The organism is Pseudomonas sp. NBB, from assembly GCF_032701105.1.
GTDB classification, from domain to species: domain Bacteria; phylum Pseudomonadota; class Gammaproteobacteria; order Pseudomonadales; family Pseudomonadaceae; genus Aquipseudomonas; species Aquipseudomonas asiatica.
In genome coordinates this window covers 3,324,991-3,347,487 of record NZ_CP103994.1, presented here as the reverse complement: position 1 = coordinate 3,347,487, position 22,497 = coordinate 3,324,991, and the positions used below count along the sequence as shown (strand labels likewise).

Sequence of the window (22,497 nt, the reverse complement as noted above, 5' to 3'; positions counted from 1 at the left end):
TTTAGAAATTGTTACTCGCGCAGGCGGCTGCCTCTTGGGCGACGTTCCACAGCTGTTGGCGAAACCAGCGGCGCAAGGGGTCGGCGTGGGTGCGTTCGTGCCAGATCTGCATCACCTCGATCGCTGGCAATGTCAGCGGCAGCGGGTACATGAGCAGGTCGTCGTCACGTTCGACGGCTTCGGTGGCCAGCGAGCGCAGGCAGGTGAGCAGCAGATCGGTGCCGCGCAGCAGGCGCATGGGGGCCAGGAAACTCGACAGGCCAGCCACGACCCGCCGTTGCATGCCCTGGCTGCGCAAGGCGCGGTCGACCAGGCCATCGAGGTCGCCGGTGAGGGTGGTAAGCAGGTGGTCGCTGGCAAGGAAGGTATCGAGGTCCAGGCCGTTTTCCAGGCCTGGATGGCTGCGCGAGGCCAGCACTACCAAGTGTTCACTGAGCAGGCGCTGTTGGTGGAAGGTTTCCGGCAGGTCGGTGTAGAACCCGGCAACGGCCAGGTCACAGGTGCCTTTCTCCAATTCTTCGCGAGGCAGCAGACCGCGGGTGTTGCAGGTGACCAGCGTCAGGTTCGGTGCCTGGCTACGCAGGATCGGCAGCAGCCTGGGCAACAGGGTCTGCTCCACATAATCGGTGCTGTACAGGTGCAGTCGGGCAGGGCGGGCGAGGAAGTCCTGCCCTTCGCAGCGCTCATAAAAACCTTCCAGGCCCACTACCAGGCGTTCTACCTCAGGCGCCAGTTCGTGGGCGCGTGGCGTCGGGGTCAGGCCCCTGGGCGCGCGCACGAACAGCGGGTCGCCAAACTGATGGCGCAGCTTGTTGAGCTTGTGGCTGAGCGCGGGCTGGCTCAGCGCCATGCGCTGGGCGGCGAGGGTGGCGTTGCGTTCCTGGTACAGCACATGGAACAGGTACAGCAGGTTGAAGTCCTTGCTGGATATATTCATTTTCTGGATCACAGGCATGAGAGCTTTCGAATTATCGAATCATAGCCTCGCCGTTAGCATGAACGCATCCCCGCCAACATGAGCGGACAGCTCTATTTGCCTGATCAGGAGATTGTTGCATGACCAAGATGTCCCGGCTTGCCCTGGCTGTTGCCAGCACCCTGCTTGCCACCGGCGCCCACGCTGCGCCCAAGGGAGAGGTGCTGGTGCTGTTGTCCAGCGAGCACCAGCTGCCCCTGCAGGACGGCAAGCGCTACGCCACCGGCTACTACCTGAACGAATTCGGCGTGCCTGCCGACCAGTTGCTCAAGGCTGGCTACAAGCTGGTGCTGGTTACCCCCAAGGGTAATGCCCCGAGTGTCGACCAGCGTTCGATCGACCCGAGCTACTTTGCCGGCGATGCGGTGGAGATGCGCCGGATCGAGAAGGTCGTGCAAGGCCTGCCGGGCATTGACGATACCCTGTCGGTGAAAGAAGTACTGGCAGGTGACCTAGGGCGCTATGCCGGGCTGTTCATCCCCGGCGGCCATGCGCCGTTGATCGACCTGGCCAACAACCCGGACGTGGGCGCCTTGCTGCGGCATTTCCATCAAGCCGGCAAGCCTACAGCCGCGATCTGCCACGGCCCCATCGCCTTGCTCTCGGCCCAGCAGGACCCGGCCAGCTACCAGTCGGCGCTGGCGCGTGGTGAAAAGCCGGCAGCCACCGACTGGTTGTACAAGGGTTACAAGATGACCATTTTCTCCGACCCGGAGGAGCAGGTATTCGAAGGTTCGCTCAAGGACCAGCGGCTGCTGTTCTACCCGGCCAACGCCATGGCGATGGCAGGGGGCGACATGGGCTACGCCAAGGCCTGGCAACCCAATGTGGTGGTGGACCGCGAACTCATCACCGGGCAGAACCCGTTCTCGGACAAGGCGCTGGCCAAGGTATTGCTGGAAAAGCTGGCTGAGCAGGCAAAGCCCTCTGGCCAGGGCATCTAGGCTTACACGTGGCCTGCAAAAGCAGAGGGGGCGCCTTGATGGCGCCCCCTCTGCTTTGCTGCTTAGGCTTCAGCGTCCCAAGGACGATCGCCTTTTTCATCCTTGACGCGGGTCGGCAGGCCCATGACGTCCAGTGCCTTGAGGAACGGCTCGGCTGGCAGCTCCTCGACGTTGACCATGCGCTTGGCATCCCACTCGCCACGGGCGACCAGCAGGGCGGCAGCCACTGGCGGTACACCGGCGGTGTAGGAAATACCCTGGCTGTCGGTCTCGGCGTAGGCTTCTTCGTGGTCGGCCACGTTGTAGATGAACACTTCGCGCGGCTGGCCATCCTTGGTGCCCTTGACCAGGTCACCGATGCAGGTCTTGCCGGTGTAGCCCGGGGCCAGAGAGGCTGGGTCCGGCAGCACGGCCTTGACTACTTTCAGCGGTACCACTTCCAGGCCTTCGGCGGTTTTCACCGGTTGCTCGGAGAGCAGGCCCAGGTTCTTCAGCACGGTGAACACGTTGATGTAGTGCTCGCCGAAGCTCATCCAGAAACGCACGTTCGGCACGTTGAGGTTCTTCGAAATCGAGTGAACCTCATCGTGGCCGGTCAGGTACAGGTTCTGCGAACCCACCACCGGCAGGTCGTCCGTACGCTTGACCTCGAACATGGTGTTGCTGGTCCACTGGCTGTTCTGCCAGCTCCACACTTGCCCGGTGAACTCACGGAAGTTGATTTCCGGGTCGAAGTTGGTGGCGAAGTATTTGCCATGCGAACCGGCATTGACGTCGAGGATGTCGATCGAGTCAATGCTGTCGAAATACTGTTGCTGCGCCAGCTTGGCGTAGCTGTTCACCACACCCGGGTCGAAGCCGACGCCGAGAATGGCGGTAATGTTCTTTGCCTGGCACTCTTCGAGGTGTTTCCACTCGTAGTTGCCGTACCACGGCGGGGTCTCGCAGATCTTGCCCGGCTCTTCGTGGATGGCGGTGTCCAGGTAGGCGACACCGGTATCGATGCAGGCACGCAGCACCGACATGTTGAGGAAGGCGGAACCAACGTTGATCACGATCTGCGATTCGGTCTCGCGGATCAGCGCCTTGGTAGCCTCGACATCGAGGGCATTGAGCGAGAAGGCCTGGATGTCGGCGGGTACCTTGAGGCTACCCTTGGCCTTGACGCTGTCGATGATGGCCTGGCATTTGGAGATGTTCCGTGACGCGATAGCGATACGACCCAGTTCGTCGTTATGCTGCGCGCACTTGTGGGCCACCACCTTGGCGACACCTCCTGCACCAATGATAAGAACGTTCTTCTTCAATTTATCCCTTGCTCCTTACTGAAAGCCGGTCTTACGACAGGCTGGAAACGTAGTCTTCGAAACCGAACTCGCGCACCACTTCGACGCTGCCGTCGAGTTGCTTGACCACGATGGATGGCATTTTCAGACCGTTGAACCAGTTTTTCTTGACCATGGTGTAACCCGCCGCGTCGACGAACGACAGGCGATCACCGATGGCCAGCGGACGATCGAATTGGTATTCGCCGAAGATGTCACCGGCCAGGCACGACTTGCCGCAGACCATGTAGGTGTGCGCGCCGTCGTTGGGGGCCATCTTGGCGTTGAGGCGGTAGATCAGCAGGTCGAGCATGTGCGCTTCGATCGAGCTGTCGACCACGGCCAGGTGCTTGCCGTTGTACAGGGTGTCGAGCACGGTCACTTCCAGCGAGGCGCTGTTGGTGATGGCCGCTTCGCCCGGCTCCAGGTACACCTGCACGCCGTACTTTTCCGAGAAGGCTTTCAGGCGCGCGCAGAAGGCGTCCAGCGCGTAGTCTTCACCGGTGAAGTGGATGCCGCCACCGAGGCTGACCCACTCGACCTTGTGCAGCAGGTGGCCGAAGCGCTCTTCGATGTGCGTGAGCATCTTGTCGAACAGGCCGAAGTCGCCGTTCTCGCAGTTGTTGTGGAACATGAAGCCGGAGATCTGCTCGATCACCTGTTCGACCTTGGCCGGGTCCCATTCGCCCAGGCGGCTGAACGGGCGGGCAGGGTCTGCCAGCAGGTAGTCGGAGCTGCTGACCTGCGGGTTGACGCGCAGGCCACGGACCTTGCCTTCGGACTGTTCGGCGAAGCGCTGCAGCTGGCCGATCGAGTTGAAGATGATCTTGTCGCAGTTCTCGAGCATTTCCTCGACCTCGTCGTCGGCCCAGGCCACGCTGTAGGCGTGGGTTTCGCCGGCGAACTTCTGGCGGCCGAGCTTGAGCTCGTACAGCGACGAAGAGGTGGTGCCGTCCATGTACTGTTGCATCAGGTCGAAGACTGACCAGGTGGCAAAGCACTTGAGGGCGAGCAGTGCCTTGGCGCCGGAGTGTTCGCGCACGTAGGCGATCTTCTCCATGTTGCCCAGCAGCTTGGTTTTATCGATGAGGTAGTACGGCGTCTTGATCATTTAAAGGCCCCCGGCCAGGCCGGCCAAAAAAAGGACACGCATTGTGCCTTCACTTGCCGCAGACCGAAAGGGTGGGCTACGCATTTCGTCGTGGTTGACGCTGTTGCGACGGGAATTTTCCGGTTGCGGTGGGCTTAGTAGAACAGCGGCATGTGACTATCGTAATCAGCAACCGGGTGCCGCAAGGAGAATCCGATGAGTGTTTATTGGATGGCACCGGCTCCGCCGGTGTTCGCGGGCTTGCCCGCTTCCACAGGATTAGCGCGAGGCTCAGAAAATGCGCGGTTCCTGTGGGAGCGGGCAAGCCCGCGAAGAGGCCGGTACAGGTAACCTCAATCCACCTGCTGCAACCACGCCTGGATCTGCTCCAGCGTGGCGGTAGCCCCGCCACAAACCACCACCAGCACATTCTGGTACTGCGCCAGGGCGCCCGGTGCATAGGCCAACGCCAAGGCTGCTCCACAAGCTGGCTCCACCAGCACGCGATGGTCCAGCAGGAACCGCTCGCACGCCTCCAGCGCAGCGCGGTCAGTGACCAGATGGCTGTGCACCGGATGCTCCTTCACGCACACCAGCGCCTGGTCAGCCACACGCTTGGCCCCAAGCGACGTCGCCACCGAGGTAATACGTTCCAGCTCCACCGAATGCCCCGCCTGCATGGCCGCATGCAGCGATGCCGCGCCCTCGGTTTCCACCGCCAGCACCGGCACATCGCCCCAGCCGTTGCGCTGTAGCCCCTCGACCACGCCACTGAGCAAACCGCCACCGCCCACCGACAACACCACGGCGTCCGGCCTCACGCCGGTCTCGGCGACTTCATCCACCAGGCTGGCATGCCCGGCCCACAGCAACGGGTCATCGAATGGGTGGATGAAGGCGTCATCCGGGCCGACCAAGCTCTGCGCCAGGGCGTTGGCCTCCTGCCAGGAGCTGCCATGCACCACCACCTCGGCGCCCTCCAGGCGCAGCAGGTCCTTGGCCCGCTCGGTGGTGGTCTCGGGTACCACCACGGTCACTGGCACGCCCAGTTTGCGCCCGGCATAAGCTACAGCCAGGCCGGCGTTGCCGCCCGAGGAAGACACGAAATGCCGAGCGCCACGGGCATGGTGCACCTCGCAGGCATGGCCCACGCCGCGCAGCTTGAACGAGCCGCAGGGCTGCAGGGCTTCGAGCTTGAGCCAGACGTTGCTGTCCGCGGCCAGCGACAGCGGGCGGGACTCGATCAGGGGGGTATGGATATGCAAGGTCATTGGCTGGCTCCGCGCAGTTGCTCGAGGTAGTTGTAAACGGTGTAGCGGGTCACACCAAGGGCGCTGGCGGCCTTTTCCACGCCGCCCTTGACGATGAACAGGCCGCGCTCCTGCATCACTCTTACGGCTTCTACCTTGGCCTGCTTGTTCATTCGCCCCTGGCCGCTGCGCTGCAGGGATGCCTGGATTATCTCGCTCATCAGCAGTTCCATGTCGGCGGGTTCACTGACGGCAGGTGCGGCCCCTGTTGGTTGGAACTGCCGGAGAAAATTCATGGCTGCATCCAGGCCGGTGACGTCGGTGTTGACGCAGAGGCTGGCGAAGGGGTGGCCGCTGCTGTCACGGAAGATGGCCGTGGCGCTGCGCAGTGTGCGGCCCTTCAGCGTGGTGGGGTAGTCGGGCAGCACCACCGGCTCGCAGCCGTGCTGATCGGCCGAGGCCTGCATCAGTGCCTTGAAACCCTGGTCCTGTTCCGGGGCGGCGAGGATTGGGCTACCGACGCTGCGCCCGGAAAGATGGCCGTTGACGATCGCCACCACGGAGTGTTCCGGGTGGTCGAGGTCGTGCAGGAGGATTTCCATGTTGCGCGCGGCAACGCTGCCCAGGGCCTGGATGGCGGCCTTGAGGACGGTGAGGGTGAGCTGGCGTTCTTCGCTTGGGGTGATAGGCATGGCAGATCGCAAAATCAACGTTTTGTGTATTTTTACACATAAAGTTGAATTAGGCGATTTGCTTTTCCAGGCCCATTCGCGGGTAAACCCGCTCCCACAGGGACCCCACGGTATTCAATACCTGTGGGGTCCCTGTGGGAGCGGGTTTACCCGCGAATGGGCCGCAAAGCGGCCCCTTTAACCCTCAGCCCAGGGGCGGGGTACGCGGCGGGATCATTCGACGCGACCCGGTCGCCTCGAAGGCTGCACCAAAGCTGAGCAGCGCATTGTCGCTGTAAGCCCGGCCAGCAAAGGTCAGCCCCACCGGCATGCCGATATCGGCCATCACGCCCATCGGCACGGTCACGGTAGGCACGCCCAGGTGACGGATTGCCAGGTTGCCGTTGGCCACCCAGATACCGTTGCTCCAGGCGATGTCCGCCGACGCCGGGTTGACGTCGGCATCCGCCGGGCCCACGTCGGCCACGGTGGGGAACAGCACCGCGTCCAGGCCCAGCTTGTCCATCCAGTCTTCCAGGTCGATCTTGCGGGTCTGCTCCAGGCCGCGCAGGCCGTCGGGCAGGGTCTCGATCTGGTCCCAGGTCTTCAGGCCACGCTTGGCCATGTTGACGTACTCGTCCATGCCAGCGGCCAGGTCGTCCTCACGGTTGGGCAGGGTGCCCGGGTCGTGGGGGAAGATCTGCGGCCCGTCGACATCGGCCAGGCGGTTGAGCCTGGGGTCATCGTTGGCGCGCAGGAAGTCGTCGAAGGCCCAGCCCGACAGCTCCCACAGCTCGTCATGCAGGAATTCCTTGCTGACGATGCCGCGGTTGTACACGGTCGGTGCGCCAGGGCGGTCACCTTCGCAGTTGGATACCAGCGGGAAGTCCACTTCCAGTACTTCGGCACCAGCCGCCTCCAGTGCCTGGCGGGCCTGCTGCCACAGGTCGATCACCGTGGCGCGGGTGTGGATGCGCTGGCCAGTCGGGCCGCCGATGCCTGGCTTCTCGGAAGTACCTGCTTCGGCATCGGCATTGATGTACATGCGTGGCACGCCAAAGTGCTTGCCCTTGAGCGCGCTGGCATCCACGGCCAGGTCCAGATACGAAGCCGGGCGCACCGTAGAAGCGGCCGGGATTGGCACCCAGGGTTGCAGGCGCCACAGGTCGCCGCGCTTGTCGGCGTCGTCGGCTACGACCACGTCGAGGATTTCCAGCAGGTCGGCCATGGTACGGGCATAGGGAACCACCACGTCCATGGTCGGTGTGAGCGGCCAGTTGCCACGCACCGAAATCACCCCACGCGACGGGGTATAGGCGCACAGGCCATTGTTGGATGCCGGGCCACGGCCGCTGGACCAGGTTTCTTCGGCCAGGCCGAAGGCACTGAAACTGGCGGCAGTGGCGGTGCCGGCACCGTTGGACGAGCCCGAGGCGAACGGTGCGGTCAGGTAGTTGGCGTTGTATGGGCTTTCGGCGCGGCCATACACGCCGCGCTGCATGCCGCCGTTGGCCATGGGCGGCATGTTGGTCTTGCCCAGGCACACGGCGCCGGCGGCGCGCAGGCGTTCGATGGTGAAGGCGTCGCGCTGGGCCACCAGGTCCTTGAAGGCAGGGCTGCCGGAGGCAGCGGTCAGGCCTTTGACCAGGTAGCTGTCCTTGGCGGTGTAGGGGATGCCGTCCAGCGGGCTCAGGACCTGGCCTTTGGCGCGACGGGCGTCGGAGGCTGCGGCCTCATTCAGCGCCTCGGGGTTGCGTACCACAACGGCGTTCAGGGCGGTGGCGGTGTCGGCGCCATCGTAGGCGTCGATGCGCGCCAGGTAGGCCTGGACCAGCTCGACCGCCGTCGTGCGGCCCGACTCGAGCGCATCGCGCAGCTCGGCAATGGAAACCTCGGTTACCTCGATCATGCGTTCACCAAAAAATGTGCAGGTGGGGGCTAATGCGAGGAGTGTACAAGAAGGGCTTGGCGGGCGCAGGTTTGCGCGGGGGCAAACGGTTTTTTGCAGGCAAGCATTGTCGGGTCTTCCCGAGTCGTCCCACCATCCCTTCGAGTATCACCATGCAGGCGGCTTCAGCCGCAAAAGGGCCCTTGCAGGCCACCGATCAATGCGGCCCGCGCGGAATGGTCTTCAGCAGGTCTTCCGGGCTGATGTGCCCAACCACCTGGGCCACCGCGCTGCCCGGGGTCGGCAGGTCGATGATGTGGCTTTTCATCTTGCCGATCACGTGCATTTCGCACGGCTTGCAGTCGAACTTCAGGGTCAGCACCTCATCACCCTGGATCAGCTGCATCGGCGCCACCTTGGTGCGCACGCCGGTCACGCCCTTGGCCTGCTTGGGGCACAGGTTGAAGGAGAAGCGCAGGCAGTGCTTGGTGATCATCACCGGCACTTCGCCGTGCTCTTCATGGGCCTCGTAGGCCGCGTCGATCAGCTGCACGCCGTGGCGGTGGTAGAAGTCGCGGGCCTTCTGGTTGTACACGTTGGCCAGGAACGACAGGTGCGACTCCGGGTAAACCGGCGGTGGCGTGGTCTCGGCCTTGCGCCCGCCACGCGGGTGCGCCTGCACCCGTGCTGCCGTCAGCGCCTCGATGGCTTCGCGGCGCAGGGCCTTGAGCTGCGAGTTGGGGATGAAGTAAGCCTGCGGGGCGTCCAGCTCGATGCTGTCGGCGTGGTACATGGTGGTGCCCAGCTGGCCGAGCAGGTCGTGCAGTTGGTCCAGCGCCTGCTGCGGCTTGTTGGCCGGGCCGAACGGGCCTTCCAGTGCCACTTGCGTGCCCACGCCTTCCTCGCTGGTGACGGTCAGCACCAGGCGTTGCTCGCGCAGTACCGCGTGCCATTGCACGCCGACGCGGCGCTCGGCCGAAGTGCGTTGCAGGGCCTGCTGCCAGTTGTGGTCGAGGTTGCGCGACAGCGGGTGGTTGGGCCGCAGCTTGTGCAGGCCTTCAGGCATTTCGTTGGGCTCGACGCGGTAGCGGTAGCGCTTCTCGCCGTCTTCCTCGAATTCGCCACGCGGTTCGGCGATGTTGGCACGGAAGCCCACCACCTCACGCTTCAGCAGCACATTGAGACCGTCGCCGTTGGTCAGCGGCACCTCGGTGACCACCTGCATGTCACGCTTGCCGACCTTTTCCACCACGCCCACCGGCAGGCCGGTGAAGGTTGGCGAGTCGAAGGCGCCGATGTCGACCTTGCGGTCGGTGACGAAGTAGTCGGTGCTGCCGCGGTGGAAGGTCTTGTCCGGGTCGGGCACGAAGAAGTGCTGGGTGCGGCCGCTGGAGGCACGGGCCAGCTCCGGGCGGCCTTCGAGGATGGCGTCGAGTTCCTTGCGGTAGTGGGCGGTGATGTTCTTCACATAGGCCACGTCCTTGTAGCGGCCTTCGATCTTGAACGAGCGCACGCCGGCGTCGACCAGGTCAGCCAGGTTGGCGGTCTGGTTGTTGTCCTTCATCGACAGCAGGTGCTTCTCGAACGCGACCACGCGGCCCTGGTCATCCTTCAGGGTGTAGGGCAGGCGGCAGGCTTGCGAGCAGTCGCCACGGTTGGCGCTGCGGCCGGTCTGCGCATGGGAGATGTTGCACTGGCCGGAGAAGGCCACGCACAGCGCACCGTGGATGAAGAATTCGATGGCGGCGTCGGTTTCGGCGGCGATGGCGCGGATCTGCTGCAGGTTCAGCTCACGCGCCAGCACCAGCTGGGAGAAGCCGGCCTGGTCGAGGAACCTGGCCCGTTCCAGGGTACGGATGTCGGTCTGGGTGCTGGCGTGCAGCTCGATCGGCGGGATGTCCAGCTCCATCACCCCCAGGTCCTGCACGATCAGTGCGTCGACACCAGCGTCGTACAGCTGGTGGATCAGCTTGCGCGCGGGCTCCAGCTCGTTGTCGTGGAGGATGGTGTTGATGGTGGTGAACACGCGTGCATGGTAGCGATGGGCGAACTCGACCAGTTCGGCGATATCGCTGACTTCGTTGCAGGCGTTATGGCGCGCGCCGAAGCTCGGGCCACCGATGTAGATGGCGTCTGCGCCGTGCAGGATCGCTTCGCGGGCGATGGCCACGTCACGGGCAGGGCTGAGCAGTTCCAGGTGATTCTTTGGAAGGGACATGTCGTTATAGGTTCGGGCTGTCACGGTTTAGGCGGGCATTGTAGCGGCGAAACGGGCTGGCGGCATCATCGGGGTGCCGAGAGGTGCAGGATGCAGGAATATTGTGGGGCTCGGGCAACTGTGGGAGCGGCCTTGCGTCGCGAAAGGGGTGCGTAGCGCCCCCAGGGGCTTGGATCCACTGCAAGATCACTGGGGCCGCTTTGCGGCCCTTTCGCGACACAAGGCCGCTCCCACAGGCCGTTCCTGACTGGATGAATCAGCGCTTGGCAGCCATTGCGGTCACTTCCACGCGCATGCCTTCGAACGCCAGTGCAGCCACACCCACGGCGGCGCGTACCGGCCAGGGCTTGCTGAAGAAGCGCTGGTACACCTCGTTGAATGCCGCGCGGTCGGCCATGTCGGTGAGGTAGATGGTCAGGTGCAGCACGCGGTCCATGCCGCTGCCGGCCTTCTCCAGCGCCACCTTCAGCGCCTGCAGGGTGCACTCGCTCTGCTCGACGATGCCGCCCAGCTCCAGGCTGCCATCAGCGTGGGTCGGGATCTGCGTGGTGACCAGCACGCCGTTGTATTCGGCAACGTCGGAAGAAATCGACTCGGCGTCCGAGTCCGGGGTGTAAATGATGTCTGCTTGTGCCATGGTGTGTTTTGCCTTGCTACGGAAGGAAAGCGGCAAGCCTACGCGAGCGCGCCGGCCCGGTCGAGGGCGCCCCGGTGTTTGAAATGCGTGGCGTTCGCCGTCAGAATCGCGGCCGATTGCAAAGCAGGGGTTTACGTTGAACGAACAGACATTGTCCAGGCGCCTGGAGCGCGTGGCTGCACAAGTACCGCAAGGCGCGCGCCTGGCTGACATCGGCTCGGACCATGGCTACCTGCCGGTGGCCTTGATGCTGCGCGGCATACTGGACGCGGCGGTAGCGGGCGAGGTGGCGCAGACGCCGTTCGCCTCGGCCCAGCGCAACGTGCGCAGGAACGGCCTGGAAGGGCGGGTCTGCGTGCGCCTGGCCGATGGCCTGGCAGCGGTCGAGCCGGAAGATCGCATTTCGGTGATCAGCATCTGCGGCATGGGTGGCGACACCATGTGCGAGATCCTCGAGGCCGGCAAGCAGCGCCTGGCTGGCGTCACGCGCCTGGTGCTGCAGCCCAATGGCGCCGAGCGCGAACTGCGCCAGTGGCTGATGGGCAATGGTTACCGGATCGTCAGCGAAGAACTGCTGCGGGAGAACCGCTTCGACTACGAGATCATCGTCGCCGAGCCGGGCGGGGCGGGGTACACCGCTGAACAGCTGTACTTCGGCCCGGTGCTGGTGCAGGAGAAAAGCGAGGCGTTTCTGGTCAAGTGGCGGCGCATGCTGCGGCAGAAGCAGCAGACCCTGGCCAACTTCGAGCGGGCCCGCGGTGCGGTGCCTCAGGCGAAAATCGACGACTTCAAGCAACAGGTCGGCTGGATCACCGAGGTACTGGCCTGACTCACTGCTGCGAGCAGTTGCCCATTTCCCGGTAGTCGATTTCGCGCTTCTGGCCCTGGTGGTCGACATAAACCATGTGCGCGGTACCAACCTGGCAGTCGGCGGCGTTGCTGGGCGGGGTGATGGAGATAACCTTGGCCACGTCCAGCGGCATGCCGTATTCGTAGTTGCTGCTGCTGACCGGCTGGTTGCTGCCGGTGTCGGCAAGGGCACCGAACGAGGCGAGAGTAGCGGCAACGGCAAGGACAGCGATCGAACGTTTCATGGCAGGCTCCTTTTTCAATGTATGACTAATGATCCATTCATTGGCCATCCACAATAAATGGGCTAACCCGTGATAGATTCCTGCCTGTAACGCAAGAATAAGACCGAACAGGGAGCACCTTCATGGACATGCTGCATGCCATGCGTACCTTCGCCCGTGTGGTGGAATGCGGCAGCTTCGCTGCGGCCGCCAATGCCCTGGATATTTCCGCGGCGCAGGTTTCGCGTATCGTTGCCGAGCTGGAAAACCAGCTGCAGACCCGCCTGCTGCACCGCACCACGCGGCGTTTGCGCATGAGCGAGGCGGGCGAGCGGTTTCTTGAGCGCGCGCGGCAGATCATGTTGCTGACCGAAGAGGCGGTGGGTGAAGCCCGTGGCGCGCACCTCACGCCCCGCGGTCGCCTGCGCTTGCATTGCCCGCACGGGATGGGCCTGTTGCTGATGCCGCTGGTGGCCGGCTACAACGCATTGTGCCCGGAGGTGGTGATCGAACTGACCCTGTCCCAGCGCAACCCCGACCCGCTGGCCGAAGGGCATGACGTGGTGATTACCGTGGACGGTGCGTTGCCGGATTCGCAGCTGATCGCTGTGCCGCTGGGCAACATTTTCAGCATCCCCTGCGCGGCGCCGAGCTACCTGTTGGCCCACGGCGTGCCAGAGCGCCCGGAAGACCTGCACCAGCACCGTTGCCTGCGCATGGCGTATCCGATGTACGAAGGTGACTGGGTGTTCCCGCAAGGGGTGGACCAGTGCGTGATCGCACCGAACGACAGTTTTTCCACCAACGTCGCCGACGCCATGCTGGTGGCCAGCGAGCTGGGCATGGGCATTGGCCTGCTGCCGTTCTACACCGCCAGCCAGGCGATCGAGCAGGGGCGGTTGTGCCGCTTGCTGGCGCCGTATCGCCTGCGCGAGAGCGCGCTGTATGCGATCTACCCGTCACGGCATTATCTGGATGCCAAGGTGCGCACCTGGATCGACTACCTCAAGGAGCAACTGCCGGCGCTGTTCGAGGGGCATGCCAGGGTGGTGGATGATTCGAGGTATTGGCGATAGCCGAGTGCGGGGCGGTTAACGCTGGCCCTTGTAGGAGCGGCCTTGTGTCGCGATAGGGCCGCAAAGCGGCCCCAGGATGTCAGCTTCGATGCACAAATTGCTGGGGCCGCCATGCGGCCTATCGCGACACAAGGCCGCTCCTACAGGGATCGCGCAAGGTTTTAAAGCGGGTAGTGCTTCAACTCCCGCGCAATCAGCATCCGCTGGATCTCGCTAGACCCTTCATAGATCTGCGTGATCCGCGCATCGCGGTAGTAGCGCTCGACCGGGTAATCCTCCAGGTAGCCATACCCGCCATGCACCTGGATCGCCATCGAACACACCCGCTCGGCCATCTCCGAGGCGAACAGCTTGGCCTGCGAAGCTTCCGACAGGCACGGCTTGCCGGCGCTGCGCAGGCGCGCGGCATGCAGGATCAGCAAGCGCGCGGCATTCACCTGCACCTGCATGTCGGCCAGCAGGTTGGCGATGCTCTGGTGTTCGTTGATCGGCTTGCCGAACTGCACCCGATCACGCGAGTAGGCCAACGCCGCCTCGAATGCGGCGCGGGCAATGCCCAGTGCCTGGGCAGCAATGCCGATACGGCCGCCCTCGAGGTTGGACAGGGCGATGGCCAGGCCCTTGCCACGCTCACCGAGGATGTTGGCGGCAGGGATGCGGCAGTTGTCGAAGGTGACAGCGCAGGTGTCGGAAGCGCGGATGCCCATCTTGTGCTCGCTGCGATCGACCTTGAAGCCCGGGTTGTCGGTGGGCACCAGGAACGCCGACAGGCCCTTTTTGCCCAGCTCCGGGTCGGTCACCGCGAAGACGATGGCCAGGCCGGCGCGGCGAGCGTTGCTGACGAACTGCTTGGCACCGTTGATCACCCACTGGCCATCCACCAGTTCGGCGCGGGTGCGCAGGTTGTGCGCCTCGGAACCGGCCTGTGGCTCGGTCAGGCAGAAGCAGCCGATCACCTCGCCGGTGGCCAGGCGCGGCAGCCACTGCTGTTGCTGTTCGGCCGTGCCATAGGCCAGCAGCGGGCCGCAGCCCACCGAGTTGTGGATGCTCATCATCGCTCCGGTGGCGCCGCAGCCGGCAGCGATCTCCTCCACCGCCAGGGCGTAGGCGACATAGTCGGTGTAGCTGCCGCCGAAGTCTTCCGGCACCACCATGCCCAGCAGGCCCAGTTCGCCCATCTTGCGTACCACGCCATCGTCGATCCAGCCGGCCTTTTCCCAGGCCTGGGCATGCGGGGCGATCTCGCCACGGGCAAAGTCCCGGGCCATGTCGCGGATCATGATCTGTTCTTCGCTCAGTTCCAGGTCTTGCATCTGTGTACTCCCGGGCTCACAGGCCTTCGAAGAATTGGTCGACCCGCTGGCGGTGCAGTGCGGCCAGGGTCGGAGGGTTCCAGCGTGGCTGCTTGTCCTTGTCGATGATCAGCGCGCGCACGCCTTCGATGATGTCGCCGTGCTGGAACCACTGGCGGTCCAGGTGCAGCTCCATGGCAAAGCAGTCGTCAAGGCTCAGGTGGCGACCCCGGCGCAGCATCTCCAGAGTAACCGCCATGGCCAGCGGCGAGCGGCTTTCCAGCTGGTCGGCGGTGGCTACCGCCCAGGCGTGGCTGTCGCCAATGCTCACGGCACGCAGTTGCTCGACCATGGCAGGCACGTCGGTCAGGGCGAAGAAGTGGTCGATGACCGGGCGCAGTTTTTCCAGCGGCGCATCGTCGAGCACCTGGGTGCCGAGCTTGGCCAGCAGGTTCTGCAGGTCCTTGAGTGGCTGGTCGCCGAAGTGCAGCTGGTCCAGGCCCTGGTCGAGGGCTGCCAGCTGGTCGCTGGCCAGGTACCAGTCGGCCAGGCCGCAGTACAGTGCATCGGCTGCCTGGATCTGGCTGCCGCTGACGCCCAGGTAGGTGCCCAGCTCGCCAGGGATGCGCGACAGGAAGTAGCTGCCACCCACATCCGGGAAGTAGCCGATTGCCACTTCGGGCATGCCCAGGCGGCTGCGTTCGGTGACCACGCGCAGGTCGCAGCCCTGGGCCAGGCCCATGCCGCCACCGAGGGTGAAGCCGTCCATCAGCACCAGCACCGGCTTGCGGTAGCGGTGGATGGCCAGGTCTAGGGCGTATTCCTCTACGAAGAAGGTTTCATGCAGCGTTTCGCCGGCCTTGAAACTGTCGTGCAGCGAGCGGATATCGCCACCGGCGCAGAACCCTTTCGGGCCTTCGCCACGCAGTACCACGGCGTGCACGTGCGGGTCTTCGGCCCACTGGTCGAGGTGCTGGCGCAGGCTGCGGACCATGTCCAGGGTCAGGGCATTGAGGCCGGCGGGGCGGTTCAGGGTCAGATGGCCGATCTGGTTGCGGACCTCGGCCAGCACATGGTCGGTTGCCGAGGTATGAGCGTGCGCAGTCATTGCGTTCTCCCTGCTTTGTTATTGATTTTCCAAGTGAAGTCTGGAGTTCGCTGGAGGATCGCAGGATCCTGTCATGCGAATTTGCCTTGCACAATCGACAATTGTGCAAGGGCATCGTGCATTTTTGCCCTGCCCGAAGGTAGCGCGCTCCAATCATTAACCTGACAGTAACGAAAGCGCCAGTAGCTTGATTGATCCCCCCACCACACCAGCCCTAAGGTGACCCCACGACAGCGAACCCGTGGAGTCACCATGACAACAACCAAGAATCCACCGCCGCAATGGTCGCGGCGGCGCGCCGAAAAGCAGCGCCGCCTTGACCGGGTCCGCCACCTCGCCGACGGCGTGGTGCTGCCCACCGAGCGTATCGTCGAAGCCCTGGAACTGCTGCTGGCTCCCGGCGACCGGGTAGTGCTCGAAGGCAACAACCAGAAGCAGGCCGACTTCCTTTCTCGCGCGCTGGCCAAGGTCGACCCTGCGCGCCTGCACGACCTGCACATGATCATGCCCAGCGTCAGCCGGGCCGAGCACCTCGACCTGTTCGAACGTGGTATAGCCCGCAAGCTCGACTTCTCGTTCGCCGGCCCGCAGAGCCTGCGCATTGGCCAACTGCTGGAAGACGGCCTGCTCGAAGTCGGTGCCATCCACACCTATATCGAGCTGTACTCGCGGCTGCTGGTCGACCTGATCCCCAACGTCACCCTGGTGGCTGGCTTCATGGCCGATCGCAACGGCAACCTGTTCACCGGCCCCAGCACCGAAGACACCCCGGCCTTGGTGGAGCCGGCTGCGTTCAGCGACGGCATCGTCATTGCCCAGGTCAACCAGCTGGTGGACCGCGTGGATGACCTGCCACGGGTCGATATCCCGGCGTCCTGGGTCGATTTCGTTGTGGTTGCCGACCAGCCTTTCTATATAGAGCCGCTGTTCACCCGCGACCCGCGCCACATCAAGCCGGTGCATGTGCTGATGGCGATGATGGCCATTCGCGGCATCTACGAAAAGCACCAGGTGCAGTCGCTGAACCATGGCATTGGCTTCAACACCGCCGCCATCGAGCTGATCCTGCCCACCTATGGCGAGTCCCTGGGCCTGAAGGGCAAGATCTGCCGCAACTGGACACTCAACCCGCACCCGACACTGATCCCGGCCATCGAGACCGGCTGGGTGGAAAGCGTGCACTGCTTCGGCACCGAACTGGGCATGGAAGACTACATCGCCCAGCGCCCGGATGTGTTCTTCACTGGCCGTGATGGCTCGCTGCGTTCCAACCGCATGATGTGCCAGCTGGCCGGGCAGTACGCCGTCGACCTGTTCATCGGCGCCACCCTGCAGGTGGATGGCGATGGCCATTCCTCGACCGTGACCCGCGGCCGCCTGGCCGGCTTCGGCGGTGCCCCGAACATGGGCCACGACCCCCGTGGCCGGCGCCACGCGACCCCGGCCTGGCTCGACATGACCGTGCCGGAAACCATGCTCGAACGCGGTCGCAAGCTGGTGGTGCAGATGGTCGAGACCTACCAGGAAGGCGGCAAGCCCACCTTCGTGGAAACCCTCGATGCCGTGGAAGTGGCCAGGAAAGCCGGCATACCGCTGGCGCCGGTGATGATCTACGGCGACGACGTTACCCACCTGCTGACCGAGGAGGGCATTGCCTACCTGTACAAGGCCCGCAGCCTGGAAGAGCGCCAGCAGATGATCGCCGCCGTGGCCGGGGTTACCGCCATCGGCCTGCGGCACGACCCCAAGGACACTCAGCGCCTGCGCCAGCAAGGCCTGGTCGCCTTGCCCGAAGACCTCGGCATCCGCCGCACCGACGCCAGCCGCGAACTGCTGGCCGCGCGCAGCATCGCCGACCTGGTCGAATGGTCCGGCGGCCTCTACAACCCGCCTGCACGGTTCAGGAGCTGGTGATGAAAGCACTCGACTTGCAACCGCGTGGGATTCTTCGCGAGCACAGGAATAGTGATGCATCTGGAAGTTGCGCGATCCTTGTGGGAGCGGGTTCACCCGCGAAGAGGCCAGCACAAGCAACCGAATTACCCCTGGCCGATCACCTGGCCGACCTGGCCGTGGAAGCCCTGATCGACGAAGCCGACCTGTCCCCCAAACCCGGCCTGGTCGACCGCCGTGGCAATGGCGCCCACCACGACATGACCCTGGCCCTGATGCATGCCTCGGCCCTGGCCCTGTGGCCATGCCTGCGCAACATGGCCGAAGCCGCCCAGGCCATCGGCACCCTCGGCCAGCCCCTGCGCGCCACCCTGGGCCAGCTCGGCCGCGAAGGCGAGGCGGCGATGCTGGCCGCGACCGGTGGGGTCAACACCCACCGCGGCGCAATCTGGGCCCTCGGCCTGCTGGTTGCATCCAAGGCCCTCGACACCCAGGCCGATACCAACACCCTGGCTGCCCGTGCCGGGCGCATCGCACTGTTCGACGACCCCGCCATGACCACCCAAGACAGCCATGGCCTGCAGGTACGCCGCCGCTATGGCACTGGCGGCGCCCGCGAACAGGCGCAACAAGGTTTCCCGGCGGTTATCGGTCACGGCCTGCCACAACTGCAGCGCAGCCGCGCCGCAGGTGCCAGCGAGCCCCACGCCCGGCTCGACGCGCTGCTGGCGATCATGGCCGTGCTCAACGATACCTGCGTGCTCTGGCGCAGCGGCCCGACCGGGCTGGCTGCCGTCCAGCACGGCGCCCGTACCGTGCTGAGCGAAGGCGGCAGCGCCACGCTGGCCGGGCGCCGACAGCTGCGCCGGCTGGACCAGCACCTGCTGCACCTGAATGCCTCACCGGGCGGCGCCGCCGATCTGCTGGCCGCCTGCCTGTTCCTCGACAAAGCCGGGAGCCTGTGACATGGAAACCCTGACCTTTCAATTCCCCGCCGCCGCCCCTGGGCGTGGCCGCACGCTGGTGGGCTGCGTCAGCTCCGGCGACCTTGAAGTGCTGATCGAGCCCGGCACCACCGGCAGCCTGCAAATTCAGGTGGTGACCTCGGTCAACGGCAGCGCTGCCCGCTGGGCGCAGCTGTTCCAGCGCCTGTTCGAGGGCCGCACCTGGCCGGCCGTGAACATCGACATCCATGATTTCGGCGCCACCCCAGGCGTGGTGCGCTTGCGCCTGGAGCAAGGCCTCGAGGAGATCGCTCATGACTGATATCGCACGCTTGCTGCACAGCCGCAGCTTTGTCGAACTGGGTGCCCGCCAGCGCGCCCGCGCCGTGCTCGACCCGGGCAGCTTCCGTGAGCTGCTGGGCCCGTTCGACCGGTTGATGTCACCGTGGCTGCCGCGCCAGGGCATCGTGCCCCAGGCCGATGATGGCGTGGTCATCGCCAAGGGCCTGCTGAACGGGCGCAACGCGGTGGTCGCTGCCATCGAAGGCAGTTTCCAGGGCGGCAGCATGGGCGAGGTGGGAGGGGCCAAGATCGCCGGTGCGCTGGAACTGGCCATCGAAGACAACCGCAACGGCATCCCCACCTGCGCCGTGCTGCTGCTGGAAACCGGCGGTGTACGCCTGCAGGAAGCCAACCTGGGCCTGGCGGCGATTGCCGAAATACAGGCGGCGATTGTCGAACTGCGCGCCTGGCAGCCGGTGGTCGGCCTGGTCGCAGGTTCGGTCGGCTGTTTCGGCGGCATGTCCATCGCCGCTGGCCTTTGCAGCCACTTGCTGGTCACCCGCGAAGCCCGCGTGGGCCTCAACGGCCCGCAGGTAATCGAGCAGGAAGCGGGCATCGGTGAATACGACGCCAAGGACCGTCCCTTCATCTGGAGCTTGACCGGCGGCGAGCAGCGCCACGCCAGCGGCCTGGTCGATGCCTATGTGGCCGATGACATCGAGGCGTTGCGCGAACGCTTGCTGCAATTGCTCGACGAGCCTTCAAGGGATCGCGCCGGTCAACACGCCTGGTTCCTCGAACGCCTGGCCCGGCTGGGCGATGGCTGCCCGCAACTGGATGCCGCTGCCGTGCGTGACCTTTACCAAGGAGAAGCCAAATGAACCGTGCCTTGAACTGGCTGCCGGGCCTGGCCGGTGGGCAAGCCTTGCCCGGCTACCCCGCGTCGTTGCGGGTAATCGACGGCGAACTGGACAACCGCCTGGCGCGTTTCATCGCCGTGGTGCCGGACGCCGACAACCCGTTCCCTCGTGCGCGCTCGGGCGAAGTCGGCCTGCTGGAAGGCTGGGGCCTGGCCAAGGCTGTGAGCGAAGCGGTCGAGGCTGACCGCCACGGTCAGAAGCGCGCCATCGTCGCGGTGATCGACGTGCCCAGTCAGGCCTATGGCCGCCGTGAGGAAGCCTTGGGGATTCATCAGGCGTTGGCCGCTTCGGTGCAAGCCTATGCCCAAGCACGGCTGGCCGGGCACCCGGTGATCGGCCTGCTGGTCGGCAAGGCCATGTCCGGTGCCTTCCTGGCCCACGGTTACCAGGCCCAGCGCCTGATCGCCCTGGATGATGCCGGGGTCATGGTGCACGCCATGGGCAAGGCGGCGGCAGCGCGCATCACCCTGCGCAGCGTCGAGCAACTGGAAGCCCTGGCCGCCGAGGTGCCGCCGATGGCCTACGACCTGGCCAGCTACGCCTCCCTGGGCCTGCTGTGGCGCCGCCTGACGGTGGACAACGCCGAGACGCCGAGCAGTGCCGACATCGCCCAGGTACGTGCCTGCCTGGCAGATGCGGTGCGCGACATCGGCAGCTCGAGCGACCTGTCGTCGCGGCTGGCGGGCGAAAACCGCAGCGCCTCGCGCCAGGTGCGCGAACAGCTGCGCCGCCAATGGCAGGGCGCTTGAGATGAACGCGCCAAGGCCGCACGACCTGCTCTGGGGCATGCCCGTATCGGGCCTGCCTGCTGATGCGCCGCGTTGGGCGCAGGATGTGCTGCTGAGCGGCCAGCCGGTGGTGGTGCGCCGTGCCACCTGTGCGAACGGCTGGGTGGCAGTGGGGCTGCGTGGCCAGGGCAGGGCGCAGCGGTCGGGTGTACTGATGCGGCTGGCCGATATCCAGTGTCAGCAAGGCCCCGAAGCGCTGCGCTGGCAAGCTGAGAGCCCTTGGCCTGCATTGCAGGCCCTGGCCTCGGTCGCCCCGGTACTGGATGCCAGCGGCCTGGCCTGGGGGCCGACAGGTGGGGTGGGGTACCAGATCGCCACCGGTATGGAGGTGGTACACGCCGACAGCGACCTGGACTTGCTGCTGCGCACGCCACAACCGCTGGCCCGGGTGCAGGCGCGTGAGCTGCTGGATATCCTCGATTGCGCGCCTTGTCGTATCGACCTGCAGCTGGAAACCCCGGCGGGCGCTATCGCTCTGCGTGAGTGGGCCGGCTTCGCCCGCCGCGTGCTGCTCAAGTCGGCCCATGGCCCACGCCTGGTCAGCGACCCATGGGCAACGATGGAGCGTGCAGCATGAGCAGCCTGTTCGCCTTCCCCGGCCAAGGCGCCCAGCAGGTGGGCATGCTGCAGCGCCTGCCTGAGGGCGCCGGGCAATTGCTGGAAGAGGCCAGTGACACCCTCGGCCAGCAGGCCCTGGCGCTGGACAGCCAGCAGGCCCTGCAGACGACCCGTGCCGTGCAGCTGTGCCTGCTGCTGGCTGGCGTGGCCTGGGCGCGCTGGCTGATGCAGCGCAGCCCCGCGCCGGATTACGTGGCAGGCTTGTCGATTGGCGCCTACCCGGCGGCGGTCACGGCGGGCGCCCTGGGCTTTGCCGATGCCGTGCGCCTGGTTGCCCTGCGTGGCGAACTGATGCAGCGCGCTTATCCGCAAGGCTACGGCATGACCGCACTCAGCGGCCTGGACCTGGCCTGTGTCGAACGCTTGCTGAGCGATACGGGCGGCGAGGTGTATGTCGCCAACCTCAACAGCGACAACCAGATCGTCATCGCCGGCAGCGATGGCGCGATGGCTGCGGTTGCCGCCAGGGCACGCCGCCTGGGCCAGGGCGTGGCCCGGCGCCTGGCGGTCAGCGTGCCGTCGCATTGCCCGTTGCTGGATGGCCCGGCGGCCGAACTGGCCAGTGCCTTCGCCACGGTCGAGCTGCAGCGACCGCGCATCACCTACCTCAGCGGCAGCAGCGCACGGCCGATATTCGACCCACAGCGTCTGCGCGACGACCTGGCCGGCAACATGGCGCGGGTGGTCGACTGGCGTGCTACGTTGCGCAACGCCTATGAGCGTGGCGTGCGCCTGCACCTGGAATTGCCGCCCGGCAACGTGCTCGGCGGGCTGGCCCGGCCGGTGTTCGAACAGGGCAGGGTGGTTGCTGTTGAAGGCACCCGCTGGGACACCCTGGATGCGCTGCTGCGCCAGGAGGTGGCCGACGAACGATGACAGCGACACTGCGGCGGATGGTGACCCCTGTGGGAGCGGCTTTAGCCGCGAAGAATCCAACGCGGTGCATGGCACCGGCTGCGCCGGTGTTCGCGGCTAAAGCCGCTCCCACAGAGTTCAGTTCCATGGGGGCAAAAGCCGCACAAAAGTGTGTTTACGAAGAACAACAACAAGCAACTTCGACACTACCTGAGGACAACAACAATGATCATCTATGGTGTGGCACTGCTGGCGGTCTGCACGCTTGCCGGCGTCATCGTCGGCGACTTCCTGGGCGTGCTGCTGGGCGTCAAATCCAATGTGGGCGGGGTCGGCATCGCCATGATCCTGCTGATCTGCGCACGCCTGTACATGCACCGCAACGGCGGCATGAGCAAGGAATGCGAGTTCGGCGTGGGCTTCTGGGGCGCCATGTACATCCCGGTGGTGGTGGCCATGGCTGCCCAACAGAACGTGGTCACCGCCCTGCACGGCGGGCCGGTGGCGTTGCTGGCGGCGGTGGGTGCGGTACTGGTGTGCGGTGCGACCATTGCCCTGATCAGCCGCAGCCACCGCGGCGAACCCCTGCCGGCAGTGGAGGCCGGCCCCGAAAGCAATGTGCAGGCCGCCCCTGCAGGAGGGCGTTGAT

22 protein-coding genes are annotated in these 22,497 nt (G+C 65.1%); 11 read left to right on the top strand and 11 right to left on the bottom strand.

All coding sequences use genetic code 11. The features are described from left to right. Window position 1 precedes the first annotated feature (1 nt). The gene (locus NY023_RS15655) at window positions 2-937 is read right to left on the bottom strand and encodes a LysR family transcriptional regulator (RefSeq protein WP_024087242.1); all 936 of its coding nucleotides are present in this window, start codon (window positions 935-937) and stop codon (window positions 2-4) included. A 119-nt stretch (window positions 938-1,056) separates the two neighbouring features. Here NY023_RS15655 and NY023_RS15650 point away from each other — a divergent pair, with 119 nt between their 5' ends. Then, complete coding sequence (locus tag NY023_RS15650) at window positions 1,057-1,920, top strand: type 1 glutamine amidotransferase domain-containing protein (protein ID WP_013972890.1); 864 nt, start codon at window positions 1,057-1,059, stop codon at window positions 1,918-1,920. 62 nt (window positions 1,921-1,982) lie between these two features. On the opposite strand, the gene NY023_RS15645 is transcribed toward NY023_RS15650, so the two are convergent. The 7 genes from NY023_RS15645 to NY023_RS15615 form a co-directional block, all read right to left on the bottom strand. Then, window positions 1,983-3,227, bottom strand: a complete 1,245-nt coding sequence (locus NY023_RS15645) for a saccharopine dehydrogenase family protein (RefSeq protein WP_003248123.1) — start codon at window positions 3,225-3,227, stop codon at window positions 1,983-1,985. 31 nt (window positions 3,228-3,258) lie between these two features. Beyond that, entirely contained in the window at window positions 3,259-4,356 is a 1,098-nt protein-coding gene (nspC, locus tag NY023_RS15640; RefSeq protein WP_013972889.1) for a carboxynorspermidine decarboxylase, read from the bottom strand. A 332-nt stretch (window positions 4,357-4,688) separates the two neighbouring features. Next, window positions 4,689-5,606, bottom strand: coding sequence for a pyridoxal-phosphate dependent enzyme (locus tag NY023_RS15635; protein ID WP_013972888.1), 918 nt, complete (start codon window positions 5,604-5,606; stop codon window positions 4,689-4,691). Beyond that, window positions 5,603-6,277, bottom strand: coding sequence for a transcriptional regulator (locus NY023_RS15630; protein ID WP_013972887.1), 675 nt, complete (start codon window positions 6,275-6,277; stop codon window positions 5,603-5,605). Before NY023_RS15630 ends, NY023_RS15635 begins: the two co-directional genes overlap by 4 nt. 184 nt (window positions 6,278-6,461) lie before the next feature. After that, window positions 6,462-8,165, bottom strand: a complete 1,704-nt coding sequence (locus NY023_RS15625) for an amidase (protein ID WP_013972886.1) — start codon at window positions 8,163-8,165, stop codon at window positions 6,462-6,464. Window positions 8,166-8,361: 196 nt separating this feature from the next. Continuing rightward, complete coding sequence (locus NY023_RS15620) at window positions 8,362-10,362, bottom strand: peptidase U32 family protein (protein ID WP_023662522.1); 2,001 nt, start codon at window positions 10,360-10,362, stop codon at window positions 8,362-8,364. A gap of 256 nt (window positions 10,363-10,618) precedes the next feature. Then, window positions 10,619-10,999, bottom strand: a complete 381-nt coding sequence (locus NY023_RS15615; protein WP_013972884.1) for a RidA family protein — start codon at window positions 10,997-10,999, stop codon at window positions 10,619-10,621. 136 nt (window positions 11,000-11,135) lie between these two features. Here NY023_RS15615 and NY023_RS15610 point away from each other — a divergent pair, with 136 nt between their 5' ends. Continuing rightward, window positions 11,136-11,828 (top strand): tRNA (adenine(22)-N(1))-methyltransferase, encoded by a 693-nt coding sequence (locus NY023_RS15610; RefSeq protein ID WP_013972883.1) that lies wholly within the window; start codon window positions 11,136-11,138, stop codon window positions 11,826-11,828. Window position 11,829: 1 nt separating this feature from the next. Here NY023_RS15610 and NY023_RS15605 read toward each other — a convergent pair whose 3' ends face one another. Next, window positions 11,830-12,093: a DUF2790 domain-containing protein gene (locus NY023_RS15605; protein WP_024087237.1), complete on the bottom strand. Its 264-nt coding sequence runs from the start codon at window positions 12,091-12,093 to the stop codon at window positions 11,830-11,832. 122 nt (window positions 12,094-12,215) lie between these two features. Here NY023_RS15605 and NY023_RS15600 point away from each other — a divergent pair, with 122 nt between their 5' ends. Continuing rightward, the gene (locus NY023_RS15600) at window positions 12,216-13,148 is read left to right on the top strand and encodes a LysR family transcriptional regulator (protein ID WP_013972881.1); all 933 of its coding nucleotides are present in this window, start codon (window positions 12,216-12,218) and stop codon (window positions 13,146-13,148) included. 161 nt (window positions 13,149-13,309) lie between these two features. Here NY023_RS15600 and NY023_RS15595 read toward each other — a convergent pair whose 3' ends face one another. Then, window positions 13,310-14,461 (bottom strand): acyl-CoA dehydrogenase family protein, encoded by a 1,152-nt coding sequence (locus NY023_RS15595; protein ID WP_003258582.1) that lies wholly within the window; start codon window positions 14,459-14,461, stop codon window positions 13,310-13,312. 16 nt (window positions 14,462-14,477) lie between these two features. Beyond that, window positions 14,478-15,548: an enoyl-CoA hydratase/isomerase family protein gene (locus NY023_RS15590; RefSeq protein WP_044047071.1), complete on the bottom strand. Its 1,071-nt coding sequence runs from the start codon at window positions 15,546-15,548 to the stop codon at window positions 14,478-14,480. Window positions 15,549-15,800: 252 nt separating this feature from the next. Between NY023_RS15590 and mdcA the strand changes: the two genes are divergently transcribed. The 8 genes from mdcA (at window position 15,801) to madL (ending at window position 22,496) form a co-directional block, all read left to right on the top strand. After that, window positions 15,801-17,462, top strand: coding sequence for a malonate decarboxylase subunit alpha (mdcA, locus tag NY023_RS15585; protein ID WP_013972879.1), 1,662 nt, complete (start codon window positions 15,801-15,803; stop codon window positions 17,460-17,462). Continuing rightward, entirely contained in the window at window positions 17,462-18,406 is a 945-nt protein-coding gene (locus tag NY023_RS15580) for a triphosphoribosyl-dephospho-CoA synthase (protein ID WP_038409730.1), read from the top strand. Before mdcA ends, NY023_RS15580 begins: the two co-directional genes overlap by 1 nt. Window position 18,407: 1 nt before the next feature. Further along, window positions 18,408-18,707: a malonate decarboxylase subunit delta gene (locus NY023_RS15575; protein WP_013972877.1), complete on the top strand. Its 300-nt coding sequence runs from the start codon at window positions 18,408-18,410 to the stop codon at window positions 18,705-18,707. Next, window positions 18,700-19,548, top strand: coding sequence for a biotin-independent malonate decarboxylase subunit beta (locus NY023_RS15570; protein WP_013972876.1), 849 nt, complete (start codon window positions 18,700-18,702; stop codon window positions 19,546-19,548). Before NY023_RS15575 ends, NY023_RS15570 begins: the two co-directional genes overlap by 8 nt. Then, complete coding sequence (gene mdcE, locus NY023_RS15565) at window positions 19,545-20,336, top strand: biotin-independent malonate decarboxylase subunit gamma (RefSeq protein WP_013972875.1); 792 nt, start codon at window positions 19,545-19,547, stop codon at window positions 20,334-20,336. Before NY023_RS15570 ends, mdcE begins: the two co-directional genes overlap by 4 nt. Before the next feature lies 1 nt (window position 20,337). Further along, window positions 20,338-20,952, top strand: a complete 615-nt coding sequence (locus NY023_RS15560; protein WP_013972874.1) for a malonate decarboxylase holo-ACP synthase — start codon at window positions 20,338-20,340, stop codon at window positions 20,950-20,952. Further along, window positions 20,949-21,869, top strand: a complete 921-nt coding sequence (mdcH, locus tag NY023_RS15555; protein WP_013972873.1) for a malonate decarboxylase subunit epsilon — start codon at window positions 20,949-20,951, stop codon at window positions 21,867-21,869. Before NY023_RS15560 ends, mdcH begins: the two co-directional genes overlap by 4 nt. Window positions 21,870-22,073: 204 nt before the next feature. Beyond that, complete coding sequence (gene madL / locus NY023_RS15550) at window positions 22,074-22,496, top strand: malonate transporter subunit MadL (protein ID WP_003258591.1); 423 nt, start codon at window positions 22,074-22,076, stop codon at window positions 22,494-22,496. The last annotated feature ends 1 nt before the right edge of the window (window position 22,497 follow it).